Origin of the sequence: Paracnuella aquatica (assembly GCF_003332885.2) — a bacterium.
GTDB lineage: Bacteria > Bacteroidota > Bacteroidia > Chitinophagales > Chitinophagaceae > Flavisolibacter > Flavisolibacter aquaticus.
In genome coordinates, this window is the sequence record NZ_QOWJ01000003.1 from 162,764 (window position 1) to 186,671 (window position 23,908).

Annotated in this window: 12 protein-coding genes and 1 tRNA gene; 9 read left to right on the forward strand and 4 right to left on the reverse strand. The window is 46.1% G+C overall.

Annotated features, from left to right (window positions below; translation table 11 throughout):
* Nucleotides 1-124: 124 nt before the first annotated feature.
* The 8 genes from DRJ53_RS06995 to DRJ53_RS07035 all read left to right on the forward strand — a co-directional run bounded on the left by DRJ53_RS06995 (nt 125) and on the right by DRJ53_RS07035 (nt 12,614).
* Complete coding sequence (locus DRJ53_RS06995; protein ID WP_114234899.1) at nt 125-1,612, forward strand: type I restriction-modification system subunit M; 1,488 nt, start codon at nt 125-127, stop codon at nt 1,610-1,612.
* Nucleotides 1,613-1,619: 7 nt separating this feature from the next.
* Nucleotides 1,620-3,395, forward strand: a complete 1,776-nt coding sequence (locus DRJ53_RS07000) for a DUF262 domain-containing protein (RefSeq protein ID WP_114234900.1) — start codon at nt 1,620-1,622, stop codon at nt 3,393-3,395.
* Nucleotides 3,396-3,466: 71 nt separating this feature from the next.
* Nucleotides 3,467-4,297 (forward strand): hypothetical protein, encoded by an 831-nt coding sequence (locus tag DRJ53_RS07005; RefSeq protein WP_123893412.1) that lies wholly within the window; start codon nt 3,467-3,469, stop codon nt 4,295-4,297.
* A 32-nt stretch (nt 4,298-4,329) separates the two neighbouring features.
* Nucleotides 4,330-5,796: a type I restriction-modification system subunit M gene (locus DRJ53_RS07010; RefSeq protein WP_114234902.1), complete on the forward strand. Its 1,467-nt coding sequence runs from the start codon at nt 4,330-4,332 to the stop codon at nt 5,794-5,796.
* Entirely contained in the window at nt 5,793-6,995 is a 1,203-nt protein-coding gene (locus tag DRJ53_RS21400) for a restriction endonuclease subunit S (protein ID WP_162303824.1), read from the forward strand. The genes DRJ53_RS07010 and DRJ53_RS21400 overlap by 4 nt, the downstream gene beginning before the upstream one ends.
* Nucleotides 6,996-6,998: 3 nt before the next feature.
* Nucleotides 6,999-9,965, forward strand: a complete 2,967-nt coding sequence (locus tag DRJ53_RS07020) for a type I restriction endonuclease subunit R (RefSeq protein WP_114234903.1) — start codon at nt 6,999-7,001, stop codon at nt 9,963-9,965.
* Nucleotides 9,966-10,869: 904 nt separating this feature from the next.
* Nucleotides 10,870-11,235 carry a hypothetical protein gene (locus DRJ53_RS07030; protein WP_175580740.1) on the forward strand — a complete coding sequence of 122 codons (366 nt, stop codon included), beginning with the start codon at nt 10,870-10,872 and terminating at the stop codon, nt 11,233-11,235.
* 383 nt (nt 11,236-11,618) lie between these two features.
* Nucleotides 11,619-12,614, forward strand: coding sequence for a DUF3871 family protein (locus tag DRJ53_RS07035; RefSeq protein WP_114235047.1), 996 nt, complete (start codon nt 11,619-11,621; stop codon nt 12,612-12,614).
* A gap of 811 nt (nt 12,615-13,425) precedes the next feature.
* On the opposite strand, the gene DRJ53_RS07050 is transcribed toward DRJ53_RS07035, so the two are convergent.
* Nucleotides 13,426-14,331, reverse strand: a complete 906-nt coding sequence (locus DRJ53_RS07050) for a hypothetical protein (RefSeq protein ID WP_114234907.1) — start codon at nt 14,329-14,331, stop codon at nt 13,426-13,428.
* Nucleotides 14,332-14,880: 549 nt separating this feature from the next.
* Here DRJ53_RS07050 and DRJ53_RS07055 point away from each other — a divergent pair.
* Nucleotides 14,881-14,953 (forward strand) — tRNA-Lys (locus DRJ53_RS07055).
* Between the two features lie 119 nt (nt 14,954-15,072).
* Here the strand turns inward: DRJ53_RS07055 and DRJ53_RS07060 are convergent.
* From DRJ53_RS07060 to DRJ53_RS07070, 3 genes are all read right to left on the reverse strand, one after another.
* Nucleotides 15,073-15,786 (reverse strand): hypothetical protein, encoded by a 714-nt coding sequence (locus DRJ53_RS07060; protein ID WP_123893414.1) that lies wholly within the window; start codon nt 15,784-15,786, stop codon nt 15,073-15,075.
* A gap of 89 nt (nt 15,787-15,875) precedes the next feature.
* Entirely contained in the window at nt 15,876-16,901 is a 1,026-nt protein-coding gene (locus DRJ53_RS07065) for a PorP/SprF family type IX secretion system membrane protein (RefSeq protein WP_162303825.1), read from the reverse strand.
* A gap of 10 nt (nt 16,902-16,911) precedes the next feature.
* Nucleotides 16,912-23,097: a PKD domain-containing protein gene (locus DRJ53_RS07070; RefSeq protein ID WP_241558485.1), complete on the reverse strand. Its 6,186-nt coding sequence runs from the start codon at nt 23,095-23,097 to the stop codon at nt 16,912-16,914.
* Between the last annotated feature and the right edge of the window lie 811 nt (nt 23,098-23,908).

The following is a 23,908-nucleotide window of genomic DNA, read 5'->3' on the forward strand; positions in this document are numbered from 1 at the left end:
TACGAAGGCTAAATAGTAATGCATGAATTGATTTTATCTGATAATAATCAATAATCCTTAATTTGATGAGGTTATTAGAAACACGTCCTTGTTTTGTACATTGCTCGCCATAACTAACTGAAGAATGCAGAAATTGACCCTTGGTAAATTAGAACAATACCTAGCGAAAGCGGCTTGGATCCTAAAGGGGCCGGTAGACGCTGCTGATTTCAAGGTTTTCATCTTCCCGCTCCTTTTCTTCAAACGTATTTCAGACGTATATGATGAAGAATTCCAACAAGCATTGGATGAATCGGGAAATGACGTGGATTATGCAAGTCTAGCCGAATTACACCGGTTTGTAATTCCTTCCGGCAGCCACTGGAATAATGTACGGGAGGTAACAGTAAACGTAGGCCAATCGCTGCAAAATGCTTTCCGGTCTATTGAAAAGGCCAACCCAGACTTGCTGTACGGCATTTTTGGTGATGCTCCCTGGACAAACAAAGAAAAGCTCCCTGACTCGCTATTGATTAACCTAATTGAACACTTTTCTCAATACAGCCTTTCTAATTCAGCGGTTGAGCCGGACATATTAGGTCAGGCATATGAATACTTGATCAAGCAATTTGCCGATTTAACCAACAAGAAGGCTGGGGAATTCTATACGCCAAGATCCGTTGTGCACTTGCTGGGACTTTTGATTGACGCACAAGAAGGAGAGGCTATTTATGATCCTGCTTGCGGCACTGGCGGTATGCTGCTTGAGTGTATAGATCATCTAAAGGAGGCGGGTAAAGACTTTCGGACCCTTAAGATGTTCGGACAAGAGAAAAACCTTACAACGTCTACGATTGCCAGAATGAACATGTTTTTACATGGCATCGAGGATTTTCAGATTGTGCGTGGCGATACTTTACGCAACCCTGCATTTCTCCACAATGACCGTCTTAGGCAGTTTGACTGTGTTATAGCTAACCCTCCCTTTTCATTAAAAGAGTGGGGAATTGAGGCATGGACGGCTGATCCTTACGGACGAAACTTTGCAGGAGTGCCACCGGCCGGCAATGCAGACATGGCTTGGGTGCAGCACATGATCCGATCTATGAAACCTGATACAGGCCGGATGGCAGTTGTATTGCCACACGGTGCCTTATTTCGCAAGGGCGCAGAGGGAAAGATCAGGGAGCATTTGATCAGACAGGATTTACTCGAAGCTGTCATCGGCCTGGGGCCTAACATCTTTTACGGTACCGGCTTGGCAGCATGTGTAATGGTATTCCGGTCGCGAAAAGAAGAAGTTAGAAAGGGCCATGTACTATTTATTGATGCTTCCGGCCAGGTTCGAGTGGGACGTGCACAAAACTATCTGGAAAAGCAGCATGTAGATCAGATATTTCAATGGTATAAGGAGGGTTTTGATGTCACAAATCATTGTAAGCTTGTTCCACTTAATGAAATTGAAGTAAAAGACTTCAATCTGAATATTCCTCTTTACATAGAAAAACAAGCCGAGGACAATCTTCCTACCATGGAAGATGCACTTGCTCAACTAGAGCAGGCTGCTAAAGAAGCCTGGAAGGCAGAAGATCGCTTTAAGACACTTTTGAGAGAATTCAAACTAATAAACTAGAACTAACATGGCTTATCAAATTCCCATTACAATAAAAGAGGCTATAAATGCCATCCAGAAACGTAAATATGTACTGCCTTCCATACAGCGGGAGTTTGTCTGGGGTGCAGATCAAATCGAAACGTTGTTTGATTCCATCATGCGGGATTACCCAATCAGCACGTTTCTCTTCTGGAATGTGCAGAAGCAAAAGATTAAAGACTTTCAATTCTACGAGTTTCTAAAAGACTACCACGAAAAGAACCAGCGACACAACAAAAAGGCTGACTTGCCTGACGAAGAAGATGTCATTGCAGTTCTTGATGGCCAGCAACGCCTCACTTCCATCTATATCGGCCTGAAGGGTTCCTATGCAGAAAAGCTTCCTTATTACAAATGGGACAGCCCGCATGCTTTTCCAAAGAAGAAGCTTTACTTGAACTTACTTTCTCCATCCAACGATCTAGAGATGGAATATGATTTTCAATTCTTAACAGATGGTGAAGTGAATTCGAAGTTGGGATTTTGGTTTCCTGTTGGTGAGATATTAGAGTTTAAGGATTTAAATCAGTCGTGGATGTACCTTATGAAGAATGGATTAATAGATGCTTCCAAATATGATCAGAACCAAATTGAATTTGCTTCCAACGCACTAACAACACTCTTCAACGTTGTTCACCAAAAAGGCACATTAAGTTATTACCTGGAACAGGGCGAAGAGTTAGATAAAGTATTGCAGATATTTATTCGAATCAACAGTGGTGGTACGAAGCTCAGTTATTCCGACCTCTTGCTATCAATTGCAACTGCACAATGGGCCGAACTTGATGCAAGAGAGGTTATCCACGGTTTTGTTGATGAAATCAATACCATTGGTTCGGGCTTTTCTTTCAATAAGGATTTTGTCCTGAAATCGTGTCTTGTGCTTGGTGACTTCAATGACATCAAGTTTAAAGTGGACAACTTTAGTCGTGAAAACATGCTTAAGATTGAAAGCAGTTGGCCGGCTATTTCTGGCGCCATTCGTAATGCGATTAAACTGATTGCCCGTTTTGGTTTCAACAGGGATAATCTTACGACTTCAAATGCAGTAATTCCGATCGCCTATTACTTATATAAGAATAACCACGACGAAACTTATCTGTCAAGTTCTCATGCAGCGGAGGACCGCCGCAGAGTGAAAGAATGGCTATTAAGGGTAATTCTTAAAAAGACCTTTGGCGGTACGCCTGATAACATCTATCCGGTGCTGCGTAGGTTAGTGAATGAGAACATCGGCGCATTCCCATTAGAAAGGATAATAGATCAGTACAGAGGACATGTAAAAAGCATAATCTTTACAGTGGACGACATTGATAATTTACTCAATGTGCAGTATGGAAGTGCATTCGCTTTTGCTGCATTGTCGCTTTTGTACGATGGGTTGAACATGACCTTTCAATACCACCAAGACCACATTCATCCGAAATCATTCTTCACCAACAAGAAGCTGAGAATGGAAGGCATTGAGGAAGAACAGTACGACATTTATTATAGGCACTTCAACACCTTGGCAAACCTTCAGCTGATTGAAGCGGTCGAGAATGTAGAAAAGAGCGCAACACCGATAAAGGATTGGCTGAACAAGAATTGTTCGAATGTAACTGTGCTGGCGAATTATAAGGCTCAACACTTCATTCCATTAGATCTCTCATTGGACTTGAAGGGATTCCCGGAGTTTATCGAAAAGCGTAAGCAGTTAATAAGGGAAAGGTTTCAGGCAATACTGAATATTGAGAATGTATCTGCGCCAGAATTTGTATAAAACAGATATTGAATATTCAATCATAAGCAACTATGCCACCAGATTCATTAAGACTAATAATCATCGATAGTATGTTAACAGCGATGAAGAATGATACAAGTCCAATAAAGGTCGAGATCTTAAGTCAAGCTCCTATACAAACCAACTTTTCATCACCATGGATAACAGCAGTCGGCGCTTTTGTAGCAGCACTAATAGGAGGGCTAATTACCTTTTATTCGAAACGAAAAGAGTTGCAAAAAGCACAGGCTGAGTTAGATTTAAAAGGAAAACAGTTTGACCTAGCTTTAAAGGAGTTCGATTTGAAGTCGAGTGCAGCATGGCAACAGTTTGCTAATGAAACTAAAAAACTCGATGACCTAAAGAAGAACTATGAACTTAGCCTTAAGAGGTTTAATTATTCGAAGTATGAAAAACTTCTAACTATTGCAAACGAAACATTATCTAAGAATGAGAAGGAAAAGATTCAAATTATAACTGAATTAAACACTATTGTTGAAGATATTGGAGATCATTTGCCTCCATCAGATGATTTTGATTATTATGAGGCTATTGAATTAATGTCGCCATTTATTTATGGCAAGTTTAAATTGATAAAGACGACTTTAGATAAAGTAATTAGAGTATATCCCCATATACTACCTAGCCTCACCAGTAAACTTAAAATCATAAGGTCTTCAATTGAAAACATAGAATATACTGAGCATAAACTAGATGATGATACGCATGAAGGCTACGAGATATTTATGGACGAGCAATCTAGAAACATCTTCGGTATTTATGAATCTCTATCAGAAGCTGTCGCTGGTGCGTTAAAGGAATTTGAAATACTAGAAAAGGTAAAACAGCAATTAATTAAAGAGCAATTCGAAAACAAAGAATTGCCTGAAGAAGGTGCTTAATCAACTTTGTCGAATGCTAAGTTAATAATCTTATGACCTTACAACAACTAGAACGATATCTCTGGGGTGCTGCTACTTTCCTACGTGGGCACATAGATGCCGGGGATTATAAACAGTTCATCTTCCCGCTGCTTTTCTTCAAGCGCATCTCTGATGTGTGGGACGAAGAATTTGAGCAGGCAATGCAGGAAAGCGGTGGTGACCTGGACTATGCCTCTTTTGCCGAGAACCACCGTTTTCAGATACCAGAAGACGCCCATTGGAATGATGTGCGGCAGGTTACCCGAAACGTGGGACAGGCATTGCAGGCTGCTATGCGGGCCATTGAGAAAGCCAATCCCGAACAGCTCTATGGCGTATTTGGAGACGCCGGCTGGACAAACAAAGACCGCCTGAGCGATGGAACGCTCATCAACCTGGTTGAGCATTTCAGCCAGCACAAACTCGATTTGGCGCATGTGCCGCAGGATGAACTGGGCAATGCTTACGAATACCTGATCAAGCAGTTTGCTGATGATAGCGGCCATACGGCTGCCGAATTCTATACCAACAGGACGGTGGTGCGGCTAATGACCCTGATAGCCGACCCGCAGCCGGGAGAGAGTGTGTATGACCCCACTTGCGGTTCCGGCGGTTTGCTGCTGAATGCAGCCTTGCAGTTGAAGGCTGCGGGCAAGGAGTACAGAACGTTAAAGCTCTATGGGCAGGAGATCAACCTCATTACCTCCTCCATTGCCCGGATGAATATGTTCCTGCACGGCATTGAAGACTTTCAAATTGTGAGGGGCAATACCCTGAGCAACCCTGCCTTTTTGGAGAATGACGAACTAAAGACCTTCAATGTGATCCTGGCCAATCCGCCGTACAGCATTAAAGCATGGGACCAGAAAGCCTGGAGCACCGACACTTATGGCCGTAACCTTTGGGGTACGCCGCCACAAGGAACAGCCGATTACGCCTTTCAGCAGCATATTCATAAGAGCACGGATAGAACAAATGGACGGTCTATTGTTCTTTGGCCGCATGGTGTTTTGTTCCGGGATGCAGAGATGGAAATGCGAAAGAGGATGATTGAGAGCGATATGGTGGAATGTGTGATTGGACTGGGCCCGAACCTGTTTTATAATTCACCGATGGAAGCTTGCCTTCTAATATGCCGCAGGAATAAGCCGAAACAACGCAAGGGAAAGATACTGTTCATCAATGCTGTAAATGAGGTGAAGGCCGAAAAAGCAATCAGCTATTTGGATGAAAATCATATACAAAGGATACACAAGGCCTATACTGATTTTAAAGACGTCGAAGGGTTTGCGAAAGTAGTTGAAATAGAGGAAGTGCTATCAAACAGGGCTAGTCTGAACATTCCACAATACGTATCCAATGTAAAGCAGAAACAGGACGAAATAGAATTGGATCAATTAGTTGCAGAATGGAACGATAAGAGTATAAAGTTGCGTAGTAACATCAAATCATTAATAAGCGAATTAAGTAATTCATGATAGAAGAACTTATAATAAAAGCACCTTTTGATTTAAAACAGATTGATAAATCCGATTGGCAGACGTTTCGATTTGACCAAATCGCTTTAAACATCTCTGAGCGGGTGGAACCACAGAAAACAGATTTAGATATGTATGTCGGTCTGGAGCATTTAGACTCTGAATCGATTTATATTAAGCGTTGGGGTACACCAAGTGACGTGGAAGGAACGAAGCTGAAGGTTTATCCTGGTGATGTCATTTTTGGAAAGAGAAGGGCTTATCAGCGAAAAGCTGCCTTGGCAACATTTGAAGGCATTTGTTCTGCTCATGCTATGGTGCTAAGGCCGAATCCAAAAGTGATTGAACCAGATTTGTTTCCATTCTTCTTGCATTCCGACGCCTTCATGCATAGAGCTGTTAACATATCAGTAGGCTCACTCTCACCAACTATCAATTGGAAAACGTTAGCAGTGCAAGAGTTCTTGCTCCCACCAAAAGAACAACAGGCTAAGTTGGCTGAATTGCTTTGGGCAGTGAACGAGGTAGTTGAGAGAGATAAGGAGTTGAAATCTGGATTTGACCTAGTTAGGACGTGTTTTATTGAGAAGCTTTTTACAAATACAAGACATGACAAGTATCATTCTCCGAAATGGACACAATATAAAATAGAAGAATTAGCTGAGTTTAGGCGAGGGAGTTTCCCTCAACCTTATGGATTGCCAGAGTGGTATGATGATAAAAACGGGTTTCCATTTGTCCAAGTTTATGATATTGATTTCAATATGAGGTTAAAAGAAAGAACTAAGTTTAAAATAAGCAAAAAAGCAGCTGAAAACAGTGTATTTGTTCCTGAAGGTTCATTGATAATATCTATCCAAGGGTCAATAGGTAGATTGGCTATCACACAATATGATGCTTATGTTGATAGGACAGTGTTGATTTTCACTAAATATCTGATTGAAATTAATCAAATATTCTTTGCACATATTTTATTTCGATTATTCGAAGAAAAGGAGAAAAGTGCGAGAGGGGCTACTATCAAGACTATTACGAAGGAAGAATTAAGCAAATTCACGGTAGCTATTCCAGAAATTGAAGAACAAAATAGAATTGCTAGAACCCTTGAGAAGTTGAGTAACACAAGTGACCAAATAATAGGCAAGCTGAATTGTTCTTTGGCTTTGCAAAGAAGTTTAATCAACCAAATCTTCTCTTAATCAATGTCATTCACCGAAGCTAACACTGTTGAACATTACATCCTTGAGCAATTAACAGGTGTAAACCTCAATACCTCTTCTGCATTAAATGATCCAGAGGGAACCTACGGTCAACTAAAGTGGAATTACATTCTTTCCGACAAACTGCAAAGAGAAATCACCGAGGTACTAGTTGAGCCAGAATTAAAACAGGCACTCATTCGCATCAATCCGGAAATTACTGCGCAACCAACACGTGCCGATGAAGTGATACACAGGTTGAGAGCCATTCTCATCAGCGTAAACCAGGTTGGACTGGTTCGGGCCAATGAAGATTTTGCCAAATGGCTCAAAGGTGAAATGACGATGCCTTTCGGCCAAGCTGGCGAACATGTACCGGTCTACCTCATTGATTTTAGCAATCCAGCGGCCAACAGCTATATTGCCACCAATCAGTTCAAGATTCGCACAAGGGAAACCAAGATACCCGACATTGTTCTCTTCATCAACGGTATTCCTGTGGTAGTAGGTGAAGCTAAAACGCCGGTTCGTCCAGCCATCTCCTGGCTCGATGGTGCACACGATATTCACGAAGTGTATGAAAATGCAGTGCCCAACCTGTTTGTGCCCAACATCTTTTCCTTCGCCACTGAAGGCAAGGAATTGCGCTATGGCGCAGTGCGTACACCACTGGAGTTTTGGGGTCCTTGGCGGCAGGAGGAGGAAAAAGACCTGGCCTATTACATGGGGCTAAAAGAAGTGGGCCAGGAGTTGGCTAGCCTGCTGCATCCATCAACCATTCTGGATTTCCTGCAGAACTTCTCCATTTACGCTACCAACAACAAAAAGCGCAAGATTAAAGTGTTAGCCCGTTACCAGCAGTACCAGGGTGCCAATGCCATTGTGGAAAGGGTGGTGGAAGGACGAATTAAGAAAGGCCTTATCTGGCATTTCCAAGGCTCCGGCAAATCGCTGCTCATGGTCTTTGCCGCCCAAAAGCTGCGTAAGCTACAGGAGCTCAAAAGTCCTACCGTTATCATTGTAGTGGACCGTATTGACCTGGACTCACAGATCTCCGGCACGTTCACCTCCGCTGAAATCCCCAATCTGGTGAATGTAGACAGCATTGGTGATCTGCACGACCATTTGGAAAAGGACACCCGTAAGATCCTTATTACCACCATTCAGAAGTTCAGAGATGCCTACGAAGGCATGAATACCCGGCAGAACGTCATTCTGATGGTGGATGAAGCGCACCGCACCCAGGAAGGTGATCTGGGCCGTAAGATGCGGGCAGCTCTTCCCAATGCCTTCCTGTTTGGTTTAACCGGTACGCCCATCAACAAGGTCGACAAGAATACCTTCTGGGCATTTGGCGCCGAGGAAGACGAAGGGGGCTACATGAGCCGCTATACATTCCAGGACAGCATACGTGATAAACAAACCTTGCCACTGCATTTTGAACCTCGTCTACCGAATGTTCACATTGACAAGGGGAGCATTGATCTTGCTTTTAAAGAGTTAACTGCTGACATTTCCAAAGAAGACAGCAACCTGTTGAGCCAGATGGCAGCCAAAATGCTGCTGTTCCTCAAATCACCGGAGCGTATCAGAACCATAGTAACAGACATTGTGGAACATTACCGGCAGCACGTAGAGCCGCAAGGCTTTAAGGCCATGATTGTCACACCGGACCGCTTTGCCTGCACGTTGTACAAAGAGGAACTGGATCGTCACCTGCCGGCCAAAGCCAGTGCTGTTGTTATCTCTACGTCTGCCAATGACGATTTTGAGTTCAAGCAGAAATGGGGTGTAGATAAGGAAAGGCAGGACAAGATTGTGGAGCAGTTCAATGATGCGGCTTCGGAATTGAAGTTCATTATTGTTACGGCAAAGCTGCTCACAGGGTTTGACTCGCCGGTGCTGCAGACCATGTACCTGGACAAGTCCCTGAAAGATCACACGCTGCTGCAGGCCATTTGCCGTACTAACCGGCTTTACCCGAACAAGACCTTTGGAAGAATAGTAGACTACTTTGGCGTGTTTGATGATACCGCAAAGGCTTTGATGTTCGATGAGGAGATCGTAAAGAAAGTCATCACCAACTTGCAGGAGTTGCGGGAACTGCTGCCCTCTTTGATGGAAAAAGCACTGAGTCATTTCGAAGGCTGTGATCGCACCGTTGATGGCTTTGAAGGCTTACAGGCTGCACAGGATTATATCAACTCAGATGAAAAGAAAGATGCCTTTGCGCAGGATTATGTTTCCCTATCCAAACTATGGGAGGCGCTCAGCCCCGATCCGGTGCTAAATCCTTACTCTAAAGATTATAAATGGCTTAGTCAAGTTTATACTTCTGTCCGTCCGGTGGGGGGCGATCATGGTCGGCTACTGTGGATGGCTCTTGGTGCCCAAACCACTCAATTGATCTACGATAATATCCATGTGGATGGTGTAAATCGCGACATGGAAACGATGGAGCTGAATGCCGAAGTGATTGATGACCTGATGGCGAAGAAAGATCCAAAAGATGCGGACAAGCTGGTGCAAATCCTTATTGGCCGGTTGCGCAAACACGGTGGTAATCCTGCATTTAAAGATCTAAGCCAAAGATTGGAAGAAGTAAGGCAAAGAGCCGAACAAGGACTGATCAGCAGCATTGATTTTATCAAGCAACTGTGTCAGATTGCAAGAGAGACCCTTCAAGCCGAACGGGATGTCTTTACGCCGGAAGAACGCAAAACGGCTACTGCGGCCTTAACGGAGCTTTTCATGGAAATGAAGACCGACAAAACACCTGCAGTTGTAGAAAGGATCGTAAATGATATTGATGCCATTGTAAAGCTGGTGCGTTTTCCTGGGTGGCAAACAACAGTTGCAGGAGAACGGGAAGTACAGAAGTCTCTCCGCAAAACGCTCTTGAAATATCAATTACACAAGGAAGAGGAATTGTTCGAAAAGGCCTATGGGTATATCAAAGAATACTACTAATCCCGAAGTGATGTTTCTCTATTACGTTGCCTTTCAAAAAAGTCGGTTTCCTTCCTTTATTTGATGTGCAACAGGGTGAATTATTTTCCATGTGATGTTCCTATCAGGTAAGGCTACTAACTCTTGAATTTATTAAGCATGCTTAAAGAAACCAGATTTATAAATTGACTCTAGCGGTAAGTGTGGGGGATATTAAAAAACCCTCCATAAATGGAGGGAAATAAGCTATGCATTACTAAACTGCACTGTACAATACTAAACTATGAATATTGAAACAAACCTACCTTTTTGAATTATACAAGTTGTATAAGAAATTGTAGGTTATGTTCCAGTTTACCAGGCCGCTTTCATCAAGCGATTCTAATCGTTTCAGCACCTTGAATATGTCATGGTCTGAAAGTTTGGGAACGAATGACTTTACAACGGCAGATATCCCACTATCATCCACCCTGTTTCTTTCAAATGGGTAAATTTCGTGAGTGAAGTTTCTGAGTTTGTCCAAGATTACTAGTACACCATCCTGGCGCATCGTAATCCTAATTAGTGATTGTTTGTCTGTAAGCATATGCTATATTTTCCTTCAAATTACTTTACCTAGGGTAATTCTGCAAATGAAAGAACAGCTAGTAAAATAAGCACTAAAAGAGGCGATACAGGACTTTGTAGTAGTAAAAGATTATCATCTTCGTAATTGGCCTTTTTCATTTAAGAATAGCTCCTACATAAGTTATTCCGACATTCATTCTATACCCCCGTCGGAAATATATACCCCGGCCCATTTTATGTCAAGGTCCTAATACACAGGGGCCTACCCAAATCAGTGCCCCCGCCCTTAGCCAAAAGACTTTCGAATTATAAACAAGAGCCGGAAGTCGAATATTCCTTCACTTTAAAACTTTAAGTTATGGTAACTGTAAAGAATTACCACGTCCGGCAGAATGCCGAAAACAAGCCGTATGTGTCCCTAGAACTCGTAGGCGATCTTGAAATGGTTCAATCCCAGAACACAGGCAGGTTCTACGCCACTCAAAGGCGTTGTTTTATCTATTCCACATTCGATGCAGAGACTGCCAAATTAATGGTGGGTAAATCTATGCCGGGAGCAATTGTCCGCACTTCCTGCGATCCCTACGAGTACACTATTCCTGAAACAGGAGAAGTAGTTCTTCTTGCTTACCGTTATACCTATGTGCCGGAAGAAGGAAAAGCTGCTGCGCCACAAGCTCCTGTGGTGCCCCTGCGGGTTGTGCCTGGCGAGCAGGTAGCCTAAGTATTACGTGTATATTGAATTCACTACAAAGGCAGTAGCTAGCAATAGCTGGTGCCTTTGTTCTTTCCGGCTAAATCCGGAGTTCACCATTATAACAACATGCGTTATGGTAGTACACATTAATATAACTGTCCGTGTTATAGAGTGCACTGGCAGTTATAATAAGCACAAGCGACACAAAGGCATCTCTCAGGTTCCTCAGGAACTGCAGCAAAAGATCGACAACTGCTGCTCCCTTTCCGAGCTACATGCCCTTTTCTTCGCCACAGGCAGAAAGAACAGGGCTGTGATGAATGCCTTCATTGACCGGCGGGAAGTACTGGAATTCAATCATACCCTTTCTGCCGGACCCATTATTACCTCACCTTCTAAATCAAATTGCAATGGAACCACTTTATAACACACCGCTGCGGGAAGCAGCAAATACACCTTCTCTGGAGGTGGCAGTAAACAACATTGGTAAGCAAAAGCCCTTTATTGAAGCAAATACTATTGAGGCCACGCTGGAGGAGATCCGCAGGCACCACATTATTCCGGTATTCCACCGGGATAATGAGCCTGTAATCTCGCAGGTGGAGTTTATAGAGGCAACTATGGATGCGGTACATGGCCATTTCCCTTCTGAGCGCATCCTACAGCCACAGATTCGGCTTTCTCATCCGATCATGGGCAGAGTGCCGGACGCAAAGGATAAGCCCGCCAAGGAGCTGCAGGAAGCAGAAAAGACGATCTATTATGAGCGTATGGCCTTTGTAGTGGAAGTTGCTTCCATTACCGACACAATCGATGGGCAGCGGCTCTCCCTTACCATTGGTGGGGTAAAAGCACACAACCTGGACAATCTCTATGCTAAGCGGGGAGGCGAAGAACACTTCAAGCTCTTTATCGGTTTCAAAGTACAAGTATGCACCAATCTGTGTGTGTGGTCTGATGGATTGGCAGGTGATGTAAAGGTGTGGAGTCTTTCTCAGCTGAAAAGTGCTATTAAAAGCTTGGTCAGCGAATATGATGCAGTAAGCTCCCTTGCCCGTATGAGTGAGCTTCAGCAGTATATCCTTGCCGAAAACCAGTTTGCACATCTCATTGGCAGGTGCCGCATGTATTCCTTTCTTTCCGCAGGTCAGAAGCGGGAGATTCCGGAACTGCTCTTTGGCGATCAGCAGATTGGTGCTGTGTGCAGGGACTACTACAAGGACCACAGCTTTTGTAAAGGGGAAGACGGCTCCATAAATCTATGGCGCTTATACAACCTGTTTACTGCAGCCAATAAATCCAGCTACATCGATGCATTCCTGTCACGATCAGTATCCGCTTCTGAGCTGGTGACTTCCCTTGCAGATGCACTCAAAGATGGGAAAGTGAACTGGTTTCTTCAGTAATGAATCACAATGGCCTGCTTTGTTTAGCAGGCCATTTCAATTTATCATTATGCAGGAAGTAATAATTTATAGTGGGTACATAGACCACAGCAGCATCCTGGTCGTAAATGGCAGCGGCACGATCAGCCGGCTTTATGTGCCTTTTCGGGTGCAGTGCATTTCCCCGATTACTACTTTGCCCTCTGGTGCCTGGGTATATGTGGAAGAGGTGGAACAGTCTAGGGTAGATCGGCTGCTTTATCTGATAGGAACGTGCTTTCTGCCATACCACCACTTCCGGATAGAACTGGGGGGCTGACACAATTTGTACCGGTGAAAACTCATAGGGGCTTATGCTGCATTTTCTTCATCTGCAGCTTCTTTTGAGACGGTTTTGCCCCTGCTCAAGCGCAAACGAAAACCCCTGAAAAGAAGCTGCTCTTTCTTTTCATCTATGATCAATTTGGTTATGCTTTACATAATTGCATGCCTCGTTCTAATTAGTGCATCTGCCTTGATTGGCTATATAGCAAGGAGGGCAACCGGCAACAAATCTCGAAGCCACATGGTTGACCTAATGCTAAACATTGCAGTCGGTGCATTGCTCTTAATTCTGATCTTTTTTCGAATATCCCTTTAATACAGAGGGGCCGTGAGGCCCCTTTTTGCTGCTTTGTAGTATTTGATTGTATAAAAGTTATCCTTATTGGGAGATCATCTTTTCTATGGCTTAAAACTGATCACTTCAATTCCTTCATAACAAGACGCGTTATTTGATCCAAATCTGATATTTACAACATAGATTTAGTTGGTCGAGCCAAGGCAAGTAAGCCTAAAATTGATTATTCAATTTTGTCGGGTAACCGTTTTTCCCATATCTACGTTCCAAATAAGAAAGCCAATCACATCCGTTATTATTATCTTTAAGACACACTAAGCCCAGTCCAATAAAAGTTTCAAAGTCCAAAACATTCAATGTTTCTTGCAAAGGAGGGATAATGATTTCCTTGAATGCTATTGCTGCGTCATATTGCAGCTCATTGCCGGGAGGGAACATATGAATATATCGGAATTGGTCTAGCTTCTTGCCGCTTGCTAAAGTAGCGGCCAATGAATGTCTGTAAATAAAGGGCACATGTTCTCTATACTTTGAATGTGCTTGGAAATTCAAAGGGTAATTTAGATTGGCTGCTTGCTTGATGATGTTGTATAAGCAACTTTTATTGCCAATCCGACGATTTCGGGCCAACGCCTTAGACAAATAGTTTTCTGCAAGGGAAAAGCTAAAGCCAATGCCAATCTTTAGGTTTTCGGCAGTCAGGATCTTCAAGTAAATGTGAAATGTCACAGATTCTATATCGGTTCCATATTTTGCACTTGGGTAGCCAAACTCAATGCTTTCTATGGCCCTTAGAGCGGATCCAAAGCATAAGATATTACCAAGCCACTTCAAAATTGATGCGTCGCTCTTGTTTTGCTTTATAAAGAGGAAGAAGTTAATAGCGGCTGCGTCGGTGCTAACCAAGTCTTTATAAAGTTGCTTATGGTTGCCAAAAGGAAAATGGGCATGGAGGTAATTTCTATATTCTCCACCTGTGCCCAACCAGAAGTTTTTGAAGCTAACAGCATCTTCGTCTGCAAGTTTCCCTTTTTTAATGTCCTGAAGCCTAGCGCCAAATGTGGTGCGCATAAACGCTTCCTGAGTCAGTAAAAGGCCTTTGGTAAGGCTTGACCGCATGAGTTGATAATTTAAGCGTTAAAGCATTGTTCTGTTGAATACAAATATTGGGGCATAGGCTTTGGCTGTCTGGGCCTTGACTCGTTTATGCTTAGCTTAAATTCGCTGGAGGATGCATTTCTTTGCTTGAATCACAGGGCCTTTGCTGTTAAGTTGGTTCTACAGCTTTTTGTGATCTCCGTAAACCCAGTTGGGAAAGGGTGGGTGATTAGATTACAATTCTAATGGATGCCGGTTCTAAGGTAAAATAAGATATAAGAAAACACCACGAAGCGCCAGCATTTTTGTGCCCAGTCAGTTTTCTATTTAGAAATATGGGTGATTTTGTCTAGAGTCGGTTTGTTCTTCCCGCAATCCTATGCGTACAAGTAACTCTATAATTAATCTCGTTATATAACTTTGTCATGTTCTTTGAAGCAGGAAAAGGGACCTTTAAGGGACCCATAGCGTTTTTTCCGAGGGACCCACTGGGCTTTTGGGGGTATTTTGGAAGGGCGGCCTGAAAAAGGTGCCTCCCTATCTTTGCACTCCCAACGACAAAAACGGGATGATCTGGTAGCTCAGTTGGTAGAGCAATACACTTTTAATGTATGGGCCCTGGGTTCGAGTCCCAGCCGGATCACTGGAAAAAGCGCTGAACATTTGTTCGGCGCTTTTTTGTTTTAGTTGCTCTTAGTTTTTTCGAATCCTTTTATTTTATGGGGTAAGCTAATAATTAAATAGTGAGGGTTCGATAACTTACTACCGCTGATAAGACGGAGTGCTGCCGATCAATGTAAACTTTTGCTTTCTCCATATATCGTTGTGAGACTGAGAAACCAATTCAAGTGCTCTAGATGATTTTTGAAACTTCAAAATGTATGAATACCTAATAAAGCGATTACTCCATTTGACATCGAAGGTTATTTCAAAGTTTTTATCAAATTCAGGTATAATCACTTTGTAGAAGTTTATACTTCTTCTTCCGTCTAGGTAGATCTCCACTTGTTTTCGCCAGTTTTCAAAGATCTCTGGTGATAGCGATATATCACTTTCCTTTCCCTTGTTTCTAAGTATAGAATCTATATATGGCTTATTGGGAAAGTTTATCACTACGGTTTGTACAGGGTAATAGCCCAAATTGGTAGCACTGAATCCAATGTAATCACCTGATCTATATGGTGTTATTATGATTAAACTATCTTCATTGTTTTGAAACTTAAGCATTTGTTTGATTAACGAGTCTGCTGTATTTTGCTTTACCTCAGCAGATTTACTCTTTTCCTCAGCACTTCTGCCTTTTACTTCATTCTCGCAACCTGTACGAAGGTTAATTGTAGCTATTCCAAACACCACAAGCGTAGCTATCCAATTTGTTTTATTACTGCTTTTGTTTTTATTATTTTCTTTTCTCTTAACCCAAAAATCCACACCTATAGCGATAGTGCTTAATAAAAAAAGAATAAAAGAATCCATAAGCTTATACTTTGAATCTGTTTCCTGCATTCAGCATGAAGAATGGTTAAATGCAGGTAGATTGGAATTAGACGCAACACCCAATTACCTTAAAATCCCACCGGGCACCGCACTTTCTCCGCCGAACTATTCCGTATGTTCAAAAAACTTTTATACGACAATGTTAGTTCAAACCCGCCCCGCAGTTGCGATGCCACTTTTAGTTTGCTCACATTCACATCGTAGGTAAGGCCAATGGCCAGTTTGTAGTAATTCAATTTAATTACTGGTATCACCGCATCGTTCCAGCGGTAAAATGCACCGGCAGAAAGACTCACTGTTTCATCGTCGCCATATTGCAACAGGTCATGTTTGTACATAGCGCCGCCCTGGCCCTGGTAGCTGCCGCCCTGGTAAAAAAAGTCGGCATAAAAAATCATCTGGTCCACTTCGCTGGTTGGTGCTGCAAGGCCTACATTGGCCACCAGTTTTTTGTTCAGGCGGATGTCGCTTTGCTGGTCAAATGCAACCTTGGGTTGTGTAAAATGAAAATAAGCAACGCCTGTATAAAACTTGGTGCCCATGCCCAGCACCGTGCTGTACGAAAGGCCCACAGCCGCATCCCAATACGTTACATTGGTGTTGTTGAAGGTTTGTCGGGTAGGGTTGGTGGGGCTGTAGGCGCCATTCACAAACTGGTCGTCGAACTTTAACTCCGTAGGGTCGAAACGTTGCTGCACTGCACCACCCATAAAGCCCAGGGTTAAATAAGAATCTTTACTTCCCGAAAGCGATTTGTGGTAAGCCAGCAGCGGCATGGCCTGCGTCTTTCCCAGCCGCGAATCACCTGCCACGTCGTTGGTCATTTGCAGGCCCACGCTCAAGTAGTCGTTCGAGTTTTGCGTCAGCGCAAATTTTACTTCTGTGCCCAACGCCACGGTTTTGTACGGCACCGATACGCTGCCCCACTGGCTCCTGAACGCACTGGTGGCCCGCACATCGCCCACATAAGTGCCGGCAAGCGCCGGGTTGCGCAGCAGCGGCATTTCGTAAAACTGAGAGAAGTTGATGTCCTGCGCATGTGCATAACCGAAGCAGGAAAAGAGGCTTATAGCAATTGCAAAAAATCGTTTCATGTTGAACTCTTTATTTGAGTATGGACACATTTCCTTTGTACGTGTAAGTGGCGCCGTTTTCACAGATCACATCGGCGGTATAAACATATACTTCCGGCCCGCCGATCACACCCCTTACTTTACCATCCCAGCCATGTGCAGGATCGTTGGGTGCAAAGCCGCTGCGCTCAAATACCACTTCGCCCCAGCGGTTGAATACACGGAATGTTTTTACGGCGGCAATGCCTTTACCCCGCACCATCAGTATATCATTTACACCATCGCCATCCGGCGAAAATGCATTGGGAATAAACAGTTGTGCGCTTTCGCAAAACACTTTAATGCCCAGCGTATCGGTAGCACTGCAACCATAAGCAGTGGTGGCTTTTACCAGGTAGGTTACATCCCGTTTAATATGTGCAATGGGTTGCGGACAAGTGGCGCAATCCAGGTCGGCACCTGGCGACCATTCCCATCTGCGTATCGGTCCATTCGTTACTGTTGAAACCAACGGATGCAACGTACCAGTAGACATCGTTAAATCCGCACCGAGGTTGATGGTTGGATACTGGCCCACGGCCACCGTTACAAATGCGGTATCGGTGAAACAGTTGAAGCCATCGTAACCCACCACGCGGTAAGTGGTGGTAACTGTTGGCGTAGCCGTGGGGTTGGAAATAGTGGTGTTGTTCAATCCCGCAGCCGGCGACCAACTGTAGGTAGTAGCGCCCCTCGCTAGCAGGTTCGATGATTGCCCAATACAAATGCTGTCGTCTGCCGACACCTGCATGTTGAGTGGCTGTATCACCGTTACCACCACCGTATCAAATGCACTGCAGCCAATGGCATTGGTGCCCTTAACCACGTAGCTGGTCGTTGTTTTGGGCGATGCAATGGGCTGTGTACAGGTAGTGCAGCTCAAGCCTTCCAACGGCGTCCAGCTAATAGCCGGTGCACCCGCTGCAGTAAGCACCGTTGATGTGCCGAGGCAAACGGTTTGGTCATTGCTGGCGGTAACCGTTGGCGATGCATTGATGGTAATGGCATGAACGGTCGTATCATAACATCCGTTTACGGTGCCCGCGATCAGGCGCAGCGTGTAGTTGCCCGGTTGTGCAAAATTGTAGGTAAACACGGCGCCGCTGCCTTTGGCTCCGTTCGATAGTGTCCAATCAAGCAATGCAACAGAATCGGCCGACTGCACCGCTGCACGAAACTGTGTGCCCGTGTTGGTACAACCGGTGTTTTCGGCCTGGATAGCAGCGGTGGGAATATTAGGCACTTTTACCGCAACCTGGCGGCTCACCGTATCGGCGCAGCCGCTGTTGCCCGTTACTACTAACGTTACCGTATAGGTGCCGCTGGCGCTGTAGCGGTGCACGGCGTTGAAACCGGTTCCGGTGGTGCCGTCGCCAAAGTTCCATGCTGCCGCAGCTTTGCCAAAATAGGGTCGCGTTGTGTCGGTAAATGCAACCGATGTCCAGCTGCAGCCCTGTTGTTGCGCAACGGTAAAACCGGCATCTATTTTATCCACCTTAATGGTGTCCAAACCTTTTAACTCAATGGCGCAGCCGGCCTTGTTGAGCAGTGTTGCCGATGGCAGGTAAACACCACCCTGCCGGTATGTATGAAACGCTACGTTGTTTGTAGTAGTAGTGATTGTACCGTCGCCAAAGGCCCACCGGATCGAATCGGTGTTGGATGCCTGCACCTGCAGCCTTGCCTGCCCATCGTTGCACAGCACACCGCCTGCATATTGCAGCGAGCCCGAAGGGCCCAACACCTGCACCTGCCGGGTGGTTATATAAGTACAACCCCCGGGCACTACGGAGGTGAGTGTAACGGTGTAGGTGCCTGCTTTTGCAAAAGTGTGGGTCACTGCATCACCGCTGCCTTCGGTGCCATCGCCAAAGTTCCATTGCGCGGTTACAGCCGGTGTGTTGTGGTTGGTAAATGTGACTGTTAACGGTGCGCAGTTAGCAACGGTGTCAGTTGCATCAAACCAGCCGCGCCTGCTTTTTACAACGGTTATTTGCCGGCTTACCGTATCGGTGCACACACTGCCCGGCGCATTGGTGCGGATGGCTTGCAGCCGCACGGTGTAAATGCCTTCCTGTTTGAATAAATGCGTTGGTTGCACCAGCGATGATGTGGCGCCGTCACCAAAGGTCCACAGGTACGATGTTGCATTGCCTGATGTATTGGCTAACCTTACCGTGTCGCCAATACAAACGGTGTACTCGTTTGCTGCAAATGCTGCAGCAGGCGTGGGGTACACCACAATTTGTTCGGTGGTGGTGGTGTCGGAGCAACCGTTGGTTGCAAACAGCTTAACTGCGTATGTGCCTGCCTGTTGGTACAAGTGTGTGATTGTATCAATATTGCGGGTGGTACTCAGCACATTGCCGTCGCCAAAATCCCAGCGGAATGAAGAAGCACCTTTTGAGTTGTTGATAAACCGAACCGTATGCGGCTGGCACCCCGACTGCTCGTTTCCGTTTACGGCAAAATCAAGAAAGAGCTTGTTGGGCGATACAACGATGGCGTAGCGCAACGAGTCGGCCCCGCAATCGTTTGCCGCCCGCAGCGTAACATAAAACGTATCCTGAACACCAGTGACGAATGTGTGCCCGATCGTATCGGCCGATGTGGTGTTCACGATTGTGCCGTCGCCAAAGTCCCAAACATAGCCATCCACTTTACCCAAAGTTGTATTGTTAAACACCACCCGCATGGGTGAGCATCCTACTGTTTTGTTGGGGGTAAACAACACTTTTGGTTTTGATTTTACCAACACCGACCGCGTTACCGTAATGGTATCGCATGCCGAAATAGCATGCAGACTAATGGTGTAGGTAGTGTCATTTGCCGAAGGCGCCGGTTGAAAAGCAATGGTGCCCGGTTGTGCGCTGGTAGCATTTTGCCCGTTGCCAAAGGTCCAGTAAAAAGTAAACAGGCCCTGGTCCGGTGTGTTATTATTGATCTGCACATCCAGCGGGCCGCAGCCGCCATCGGTGCTGATGGTAAATGCAGGCTTGGGTTCCCGCACGGTAAAGAACCAACGCTCCGTGCTGTCGGCCTTGCAGTCATACAAGCTTATCGCTTTTAGTTTGATCAAAACCGAATCCTGGCTTTCGTTGATGGTGTATCCCGGGAATGAATTTCCCCTGCCGATTAAATTTCCGTTCGCATACCATTCGTAATCCCTGTTGCGGTCGGCAAATGCCTGTAGCTGGATGATGGAGGTATTGATGTTAAACGGTGCGCAGGCGGTGTCTTTCGTTACTGCAAATACAGCCCTTGCACCGGGGTTTACCGTGATCGTTACTGCATTGCTGGTACTGCTTTGCGGGCCGCTACACAGGTTGGAGCTGACCAGCCTGCGGTATTGTGTAGTAGCGGTGATATTTGCCGGCTGGTAATCTTTCGAAGTGGCGCCTGCAATGTCCGTCCAGGTGGCGCCGTCGCTGCTTTGTTGCCATTGATATAAAAAGACCCCATTGGCGCCGGTGGGTGCAGCGCCTACCAGTGCAGCGGGTGTGGCGCCTGGGCAGATGCTTCCATTTGCCGAAATAGTGTTGTTGCCTACTGCTGCCTGCACGGTGATCTGTACTTGGTCGCTTTCGCTGGCGCAGGGTTGCGATTGCACTACTCTTCTCACAAAGCCCGATTGTGTGGGTGTATAAATTAGCTCTTTGCCTGTTTGGCCGGCAATGTCATTCCAACTATTGCCATTGGTGCTGAACTGCCATTGCATGGTATAACTGCCATTCCCGCCGGTTGGTGTTTGGCCCGTAACGGAAAGAGTTTGCCCGGCGCAAATGGTTTTACCTGCCACATCTATCTCATTGATAACTGCCGGAAATACCTGTATAAAAACAGTGTCTTTTGTTGCTGCGCAACTGGCAAAGCCGGAAACGGTCCATTCAAAAGCATAGGTATTGCCCGGCAGCAATCCATTGATGGCGGATGTAGGCGAGGAGGGCATTGCAATGGTTGCATCCGCTCCGCTTAATTGCCGCCAGGCGCCCGCTGCATTGCCTGTAGCTCCACCTTTCATGGTGTAAGTGGTTGCTGCGCATAAAGCGGCGTCAGGGCCTGCAGCAGCCGGTGGTGTGGATGGCTTTACCGTTACTTTATACGAAACGGGATCACCATTGCATTGGGCACCGTTGTATTGATACACGGGCACAGCGGTGATGGTTGCTACCAGGTCGGTGTTGCCGGTATTGCTTGCGGTAAATGCGGGGATTGCATTGCCGCTGCCATTGGTTAAACTAATGCCCGTGCCGAAAACCGTCCAATTGAAACGCACCGCTGCGCCTGCAGTTTGTTCTGCATCATGCACCGGCGTAAGCGCCGTGATGGTAGCGCCGGCGCAAACCACTTCATCCGGTATAGCTTGTAGCGTGATGCGTGGCAGCACAGTGATTTTAAATGTAGCGGCACTGCCTGCGCAACTGGTGCTGTTGGCTATGTTGGTTGGCGTTACGGTGATGGTTGCTGTTTGCGGCAGCTTGGTGTTGTTGGCCGCAGTAAACTGCGGAATATTTCCGGTGCCGGATGCCGCCAGCCCAATGGCTGCATTGCTGTTGGTCCATGCATAACCAACACCCGTGTTGGGCGTACTGGTAAATGTTACGCCGGTTGCCGTTGTATTGGCGCAAAACGTAAGATCGGTGACCGCTGCCAGCACCGGCGTTTCAACCACCGTAATTTTTACCGAACCCGAAAACGCACTGCAACTGCCGCTTTCCACCCTGCGGCGGTAATATGTTGTGGCATTCAGTGCGGGTGGCTGGTAGTCTTCGGCAGTGGCCACTGCAATGTTTGTCCATGTGTTTCCATCTGCCGATTGCTGCCATTGAAAACGGAATGCGGTGGCATCGCCGGAAGGTGTTTGTCCATCCAATAAGGCTGGCGTTGCGCCGGCACAAATAGTTTGCGCTGCCCCAATTTCGTAATTGGACAGTGCGCCCTGCACGTTGATGGTAACGGCATTGGATGCCTGCTCGGTGCAGGCACCGCTGGTTACCAGCCTGCGGTATTTGGTGGATGCTGCAGGCGTGCCGGGGTTATATGTTGCACTGGTGGCACCGCTGATGTTGACCCATGTAGTTCCATCTGCGGAGGATTGCCATTGGTACGTAAAGCTGCCGTTACCGCCCGAAAGGTTGGCCACACCGGTAATGGCCGTGGCTGCATTCCCCGAGCATAGGTTTTGGTCAGGGCCAATGGTGTTGCCCGAAATAGAGGGTAACACATTTATCGAAATAGTTGCCGGCGCACTGGCGCAGCCGCCACCCGTTTGGGTTACATAATAGGTGGTGGTTCCTGCTGTTGTAGTGGCAGGTATGGGCGATGTGGGATCGCCGTTGGTGAGTGTACTGTTGTTGTACCAGGTGAGGGTGTTACCTGCGGCGGCCGTGGCCGACAGTGCACTGGCCGCGCCGTTGAGGCAATAGGTTAGGGGCGATGTAACCGTTGGCGCATTGGGCCTTGGGTTGACGGTGATGGTAAAGGTGGCCGACGGACCGACGCAACCGGTTACCGGCGTAACGGTAATGCGGGCCACTTTGGGTGTAGTAGTATTACTCACGGCGGTAAAACTGGGAATGCTGCCGGTGCCGCTGGCCGCCAGGCCAATGCTGGTGTTGTCGTTGGTCCAGTTGAACGTGGTGCCGCTAACGGTGCCCGTAAAATTTTGCACACCCGTAGCAGTGCCGGCACAAATGCTTTGGCTGGGCGGCACGGTTACATCCGGTGCAGTTCGTACGTTAACGGTTTGTGTTTCGGTGGTGGTGCCGCATTCGTTGGTAACGGCCAGCGTTACCAGTTGCGGACCGGAGATGTTAAACGTAACATTGCCCGGTGTGGCGCTGTTGGAAGTAGCCGGTGTGCCGTTTTGAAAGGTCCATGCGTAGGTGGCTGCCGTGCTGCTGTAGCAATTGTTTACGGTGGCCGTTGGCGTGATGGTTCCGTTCTGGCAAATGGCTGCAGGAATATTGAGGCTGATCCGCGGTTTTTCTTTTACGGTGATGGCTTGGGTTACCGGCGCCGATTCGCAGCCACCCGGGCTGATGACCACGAGGCTAACGGTGTACACGCCGGGATTGACGAATTGAAACTCGGGGTTGGCCGAACTGGCGGATGTACCGTTTACATAATTAAAATTGGAAGTGGTAGGTGTACAGCCTGCACTGTTGGCATAACTCACCGACCAGCGGTAGTTGTTGTTGCCACAGGTGGGGTTATCAGAACTGTTGGTTGTTTTAACGGCAAGCGGACCGCAACCGGAGGTTTTGTCGACGGCAAACTTTGCGACGGGTCTTGGTGTAACGCAAATGGTTTTAACAACCGTTCCGGAGCCGCAGAGACTGTTCCCACCACTATTTAATGTTATTGTATAAACGCCAGCTGTTTGAAAGGATAAGCCAATTGATGTACTGCCGGCACTCCACAATGAAGGATCAGTGGACCCAAAAGCATCGCCTAAAGAACCAGATGTCAGGGTCCAACCAGACGCCGGTGTTATTTTCCATACTGATTTTCCAGCCGAGCAAACTCCCAGCGCGGAAACACTATTGCCGTTTGTCCCGGAATTAGTTACGGTTACTTGAGTATTGACACATACAGTATCTTTTGGAGAAATTGTAATTGCAGGTTTTGTTTTTTCTGAAACATAAATCGGAGCAACAGTCGCTGCAGAAGTGCCGCAAGGATTTGAAGCTTGAATAGAAGCAGAAAATGAATTATTGAATGATCCACTAACCTTCCCGCAAGAGCCTATTTCAAATAAATGTGTGACTTCCAGAGGTACTGGATGGGTAAAATTAATCGGCGCAGTTTCATCGTTAAATGTTACCGTATAGTTGGTGCCGGGTGGGTTATTCGTAGTGTTCGAAATATCAAAAGTGAGCGAACTGCCTGAGCAAATTACGGTATTTCCCCGAGTGCCAAATCCAACAGCAGGGTTACTGCCAACAAACACGTTGTATGTACCAGTATCCTTACATCCGTTTTGACCA

Excerpts from the sequence above, each read along its gene's own strand:
- DRJ53_RS06995 (WP_114234899.1), top strand. The coding sequence starts at position 125 with ATGCAGAAATTGACCCTTGGTAAATTAGAACAATACCTAGCGAAAGCG.
- DRJ53_RS07035 (WP_114235047.1), top strand. The coding sequence starts at position 11,619 with ATGGAACCACTTTATAACACACCGCTGCGGGAAGCAGCAAATACACCT.
- DRJ53_RS07030 (WP_175580740.1), top strand. The coding sequence starts at position 10,870 with ATGGTAACTGTAAAGAATTACCACGTCCGGCAGAATGCCGAAAACAAG.
- DRJ53_RS21400 (WP_162303824.1), top strand. The coding sequence starts at position 5,793 with ATGATAGAAGAACTTATAATAAAAGCACCTTTTGATTTAAAACAGATT.
- DRJ53_RS07050 (WP_114234907.1), bottom strand. The coding sequence starts at position 14,331 with ATGCGGTCAAGCCTTACCAAAGGCCTTTTACTGACTCAGGAAGCGTTT.
- DRJ53_RS07065 (WP_162303825.1), bottom strand. The coding sequence starts at position 16,901 with ATGAAACGATTTTTTGCAATTGCTATAAGCCTCTTTTCCTGCTTCGGT.
- DRJ53_RS07060 (WP_123893414.1), bottom strand. The coding sequence starts at position 15,786 with ATGGATTCTTTTATTCTTTTTTTATTAAGCACTATCGCTATAGGTGTG.
- DRJ53_RS07005 (WP_123893412.1), top strand. The coding sequence starts at position 3,467 with ATGTTAACAGCGATGAAGAATGATACAAGTCCAATAAAGGTCGAGATC.
- DRJ53_RS07000 (WP_114234900.1), top strand. The coding sequence starts at position 1,620 with ATGGCTTATCAAATTCCCATTACAATAAAAGAGGCTATAAATGCCATC.
- DRJ53_RS07010 (WP_114234902.1), top strand. The coding sequence starts at position 4,330 with ATGACCTTACAACAACTAGAACGATATCTCTGGGGTGCTGCTACTTTC.
- DRJ53_RS07020 (WP_114234903.1), top strand. The coding sequence starts at position 6,999 with ATGTCATTCACCGAAGCTAACACTGTTGAACATTACATCCTTGAGCAA.